This window comes from Paenibacillus haidiansis, assembly GCF_036553665.1.
In the GTDB taxonomy this organism is placed as follows: Bacteria; Bacillota; Bacilli; order Paenibacillales; family Paenibacillaceae; genus Fontibacillus; species Fontibacillus haidiansis.
This window is the reverse complement of record NZ_JAZHPZ010000034.1, coordinates 1-6,150: the sequence shown is the minus strand read 5'-3', so window position 1 is coordinate 6,150 and position 6,150 is coordinate 1. Positions and strand designations below refer to the sequence as shown.

Genomic DNA, 6,150 nt, shown 5'->3' with positions numbered 1-6,150 from the left:
CCTAGTATATCGTAAGTCTCCCGGATTTGGTTGCCTACTCCGTCTTTGATCGTCTTGGTCCGGGCGGCATCATTATAGGTATACGTTGTAGTACTGGTTCCATCATTTTCAGTCAGAATCCGACCGTAGGCATCATAGGTGAAGGTGCTTTTATTTCCTTCCGCATCCGTTTGGCCGATAAGCCGATCAAACGAGTCATAGGTATTGGTGATACTCCCCAAAGCATCGGTTTGTTTGGTTAAGCGCCCGAACGGGTCATATTCATATGTCGTTTTAGCGCCGTTTGGAGCCGTAACAACCGTGGTATTTGTGGAATCATTATATGAAGAGCTTATTTTGGAGCCATCCGGATTTGTCTGTGTTAATGGACGGCCTATAGCATCATAAGTCACGGTTGTGTTGTAACGATTCCCATCCTTGTAGTTTAATAAATTCCCCCTATTATCATAACTAGCATCTTGAACAATCGAAGCTTTGACTCCTTGCGCATTGGTTACACTTACACTTTGTTGAATTTTTGACGGGGCATATTCAAACGTTTGATTGACAACCGTATCCGAGGAATCTCCCTTCATCCTGATCTCAATGGGATTCCCGTACGTGTTATATTGATAATTGGTTTGTCCGTATAACTTCCCGGAACTGTCTTTCACTTGGACCTGACTCAGTGTAGCTGTGTCGTCATCATAAGTATAGCTTGTAATCAAGCTATTTGTTGAACTGACCGGTACCGTGACTTTGATCGGAGACCATCTTCTCACATTATAATTTACGTAATAATCGTACTCATAAGTGGTCGTAACTCCCATAGGGTCGGTTTGGGAAGTAATCAGTCCCCAGTCGTTGTAAGAAGTTTTCGTGGTTACGGCAGAAGAACTGGACGAGCCGGTGTAAGAGCGGCTCTGAATTTGAATGGGGACCGCACGATATTTCGTTTTATCGTAAGTATAATTCGTTTCCTGACGCATCTGCTTATCAAGTGATTCCACAGTCGTTTTTGTAAGATATACCACTTCGGGTCTGCGGTTGCCGGAAAAATCTTTCTCATAGTGATACGTAGTTAATGTCAAGCCATCATCTACGATGGCGGAGAAGGTATCGTCCTCTCCATAAACCGCCCCGATATCGCCTTCCAGCTCTACATCCATACTGCTATATTCTGTTTCTTCCGTCGTACTGTAAAATAAGTGTCTGACTTTGTATACAGGTTCATATTGGACGGCTACTTCTCCAATATGACGCGCGGCAAGACCGGCATACGCATATTGAACCATAGCTTTCGTCGGAAACTCGATTGCGGTGAGCTCAACCCAATCATTAACTCCCCAATAAATCATTCGTTCGGTTCCCGTATAATATTCGTAACCGCTTATAAGATTGAAGAAGTTCCAATCGATATAGTAATCATACTTTGTAGATCTTCCCACCGGATCAACAACTTCCGAAAGAACCTCGTGATCTCGTACATCCCCTTCCATAACCGTTTTATGATACACAACGGTTTGAGTCTCGCCTTTTGCTATATTGTAGGCATTGATTTCAACCGACTGATCGTCAAAGTCGGTATATAAATAGCTGACCATTTCATCTTTTCCGGCATAGACGAATACAGAGTCAAGCCCGTCGGCTCCCCAACTGAACTTGATGTGATTCCCGTATTGATTGGTGATTAATACTACATCGCCGTTGCTGGTGAAATAGGTATTGATCCCTGCGGTATAATCAAATAAGACATAGTCCGCATCATCCACTTCGAAATATTCATCCAATTCCTCAAGACGGGATTCACTCACTTCTCCAAAGTCCAGATTATCCCACGGGTAACCTACCAATTCATCATCCTCTTCAATATCAAGAACATAGGTTCCTAGATTGGGAAGATAAATATACTGAGTGCCCTCTTCTTTTTTTAAATAGGGAATATCCCAAATCCAGCCTTGCCCTATGTTGAACCGTCGTTCTTCTTTCGTTATTTTCGTTTCGTTCTCCCATCGATCGGTATCCACAGTCATACGATCCTTACTAAGCGAACTGTCATAAATCCGCGTTAAAGCAAAATCCAGACCGTTTACGCCTTCAAGATATAAATCCGTGGCCGTCACCCGAAGGGAGCCGTCGAGGGTTGAGATTTGATCCGTTTCCGAACCTACCGTATAGGGGGCGCTGTTCATTTTGATGTTCTGACGTTCCAACGCCACACTATCATATTTGGAAGAGGCTGCCAAAAATGAATTCAATCCATAGACATCATCGGTGACAGACGGTTTGGTTATGTAGACATCTTCTGTAACGGTTTTCACGCCATAAACATCATCCGTAATAGATGATGTATATAATGGATCTGCTACTCTGCCGGGATAAGTGGATTGCATATATTCTTCATAAGAACCGCCCGATTCTTGATGAAGTAACCCCTGATAAATTTCATGAAGCAAATAGCCACGCAGTAATTCCTGAAGTACCCAATCCCGTTCAACATGAAAGCGTTCAGTTAACGTTGTAATGGTAATAAGTTCTTCAGGGTCCAATTCAACAGGCAATGAGTCAGGCGAAACTATATCATCGTACACATCTGATGTAACTGTGCTTTGAACTAAAGGGATGTCAGTATTTTCGGCAAAGACGGATGGTAAGATATTTGGATTAACTATTGTAATAAACAGTAAGATAAAAACTAATATCTCGCTTATTCGCTTTTTCATAAGCAAATTCCCCTTTATTTATTTTGGCCGCTTCTTCTAAACGTAAAAGTTAATCCCCGCGTTGTGAATTCCTAGTTTAATGCCCACCCTTTAACGCCTTGCATTAAATATCCTGAAATTTTATTTCCAGTATATTACCATTCGCATCATACTTATATAACACCTTGGAACCATCACTATAAGTTATAGACTCCAATTGATTCGAGCTATTATACTGATAGGTGGCCTTCGTATTAGTATAGGAAAATTCTAATGCATCGATGAATGCGGTCCCCGTTCCCCCATTTCCCGTCGACTTAATAACCAAATTTATGGAAGCTGTTGTTGCCTGTTTAGGGACCTTCCCAGAGGTAGTAAGTAAAATATATCCTCCTGTTACTGTTTTTCTCTCCAGATAAATTCTATCGATCCAAACTCCATTTTCGTCTGCAAAATCAACGGAATACTCCAATTGACTATTGGTTAATGAAGAGATATTTACAAGGGCTTTCATTGAAAAGGATAGTTCTGGTTTCACTTTAATATCTTGTTTTATTCCTATACTTTTGTCTTTCGTCATTCCGGTTCCTACTATTTTCTGAGCGGTATGTCCGTTATAAACAGGTGATTGTACTAATCCAAAGTTGGCTGTTGAACCGTCGCTGGTGATCTTACTCCATCCTGTTCCAATGTCAGCTGATTGACCAAACTCTTCAAAGCTCCAATTGTTAATGAGGTTGGCTCCAAAGGTAGCTGCTCTGAAATCAATTAGTTCAGAATAGTTCCCTGAATTATCAAATGCTCTTACCGAGAACTTATACCACTTTCTAGGCTGAAGACCCTTGGCAGTGTAGGTATTAGTTGTTATCGTCCCTAAAAAGATGTCATCTTGATAAACCTCATAGCCCATAATCTCCACATTATCCACTGGAGGGTCCCAGGTGAATTCAATTTTTTGATAAGTCTGTTGTACTATCCGAAAATTGTAGGGGGCTTTCAATGGCTCAGGAGTTTCTTCCCCGTAATACAACGATACATTGTCCACATATACCGTTCCTCCGCCATCTTCCCCGATCGATCGTAAGGTCAGGTTCACCGTGGCTTCTGCTGCCGTTGCCGGAGTTTCCCCGGACAGCCGCAATGCTACATAACCATCGGTCAGCTCCGTTTGCTCTACCAAATTGGAGTCCAGCCACTCTCCCTCTGCATCTCCGTAATCTATAGAAAACTCTAGCTTCGCATTTCTCAGTTCTTCCGTCTTCACATGAGCTATCATAGCGAATGCCTTGCTCGGCTCAATGTCTACCGTTTGGTAGATCTTTATCCGTCCTTCCTCCGGAATTCCGCTGCCTGCGATCTGTTGAGCATAAGTTCCTTCCTCCACGGGCGAGGAGACGACCTGCATGTTCGGTATGGCCCCCTCGGTTACGCCGGAATCCCATTCATCCGCTATTCCCTCGCTTCCCGTGTAGGTTTCAAAACTACCGTTGGCCAACAGGTTTGTCCCGTCCGCCACAAGCAGCAAGCTGGTTCCTTCGGATCGGTTCCCCGACGCATCGATTGCCCGGATAGTAAAGAGATACGATCTCCCTTCTTCCAGCCCGGTTGCTGTATACTCGGTAGTTGTGACCGTATCGATCAGCACCTCTTCTTTGTATACCTCATATCCGGCGACTCCCACATTATCCGTGGATGCCTCCCATTTCAGGATCGCGCTGTCTTCTGTCGGGCCTTCAGTTCGCGTTAGCTTGGTTGGAGCGCTCGGTGCTTCAAAGTCTTCTTCCCCGTAATACAACGATACATTGTCCACATATACCGTTCCGCCGCCATCTTCCCCGATCGATCGTAAGGTCAGGTTCACCGTGGCTTCTGCTGCCGTTGCCGGAGTCTCTCCGGACAGTCGCAATTCCACATAGCCATCGGTTAGCTCCATTTGCTCCACCAAATTGGAGTCCAGCCACTCTCCCTCTGCATCTCCGTAATCTATCGAAAACTCTAGCTTCGCATTTTTCAATTCTTCCGTCTTCACGTGGGCTATCATAGCGAATGCCTTGCTCGGCTCAATGTCTACCGTTTGGTAGATCTTTATCCGTCCTTCCTCCGGAATTCCGCTGCCTGCGATCTGTTGAGCATAAGTTCCTTCCTCTACGGGCGAGGAGACTACCTGCATATTTGATACAGCCCCCTCGGTTACGCTGGAATCCCATTCATCCGCTATTCCCTCGCTTCCCGTATAGGTTTCAAAACCGCCGTTGGCCAACAGGTTTGTCCCGTCCGCCACAAGCAGCAAGCTGGTTCCTTCGGATCGGTTCCCCGACGTATCGATTGCCCGAATAGTAAAGAGATACGATCTCCCTTCTTCCAGCCCGGTTGCTGTATACTCGGTAGTTGTGACCGTATCGATCAGCGCCCCATCTTTGTATATCTCATATCCGGCGACTCCCACATTATCCGTGGATGTCTCCCATTTTAAGATCACGCTATCTTCTGTCGGACCTTCAGTTCGCGTTAGATTCTTTGGAGCGCTCGGCGCTTCAAAGTCTTCTTCCCCGTAATATAACGATACATTGTCCACATATACCGTTCCGCCGCCATCTTCCCCAATCGAGCGTAAGGTCAGGTTCACCGTGGCTTCTGCTGCCGTTGCCGGAGTTTCCCCGGACAGCCGCAATGCTACAAAACCATCGGTTAGCTCCGTTTGCTCCACCAAATTGGAGTCCAGCCACTCTCCCTCTGCATCTCCGTAATCTATCGAAAACTCTAGCTTCGCATTTTTCAATTCTTCCGTCTTCACGTGGGCCATTATAGCGAATGCCTTACTCGGCTCGATATCTACCGTTTGGTAGATCTTTATCCGTCCTTCTTCCGGAATCCCGCTGCCTGCGATCTGTTGAGCATAAGTTCCTTCCTCCACGGGCGAGGAGACGACCTGCATGTTCGGTACGGCTCCTTCGGTTACGCTGGAATCCCATTCGTCCGCTATTCCCTCGGTTCCCGTATAGGTTTCAAAACCGCCGTTGGCCAACAGGTTTGTCCCGTCCGCCACAAGCAGCAAGCTGGTTCCTTCGGATCGGTTCCCCGACGTATCGATTGCCCGAATAGTAAAGAGATACGATCTCCCTTCTTCCAGCCCGGTTGCTGTATACTCGGTAGTTGTGACCGTATCGATCAGCACCTCTTCTTTGTATACCTCATATCCGGCGACTCCCACATTATCCGTGGATGCCTCCCATTTCAGGATCGCGCTGTCTTCTGTCGGGCCTTCAGTTCGAATCAGCTTCGTTGGAGCGCTCGGCGCTTCAAAGTCTTCTTCCCCGTAATACAACGATACATTGTCCACATATACCGTTCCTCCGCCATCTTCCCCGATCGAGCGTAAGGTCAGGTTCACCGTGGCTTCTGCTGCCGTTGCCGGAGTTTCCCCGGACAGCCGCAATGCTACATAACCATCGGTCAGCTCCGTTTGCTC

At 46.0% G+C, this 6,150-nt stretch carries 2 protein-coding genes; both read right to left on the bottom strand.

Features of this window, described 5'->3' with window-relative positions:
- Positions 1-2,702, bottom strand: a 2,702-nt coding sequence (locus V3851_RS26680; protein ID WP_414859363.1) for an RHS repeat domain-containing protein, incomplete at its 3' end; no start/stop codon positions are given.
- Between the two features lie 103 nt (positions 2,703-2,805).
- Complete coding sequence (locus V3851_RS26675; RefSeq protein WP_331849420.1) at positions 2,806-6,021, bottom strand: fibronectin type III domain-containing protein; 3,216 nt, start codon at positions 6,019-6,021, stop codon at positions 2,806-2,808.
- Positions 6,022-6,150 lie beyond the last annotated feature (129 nt).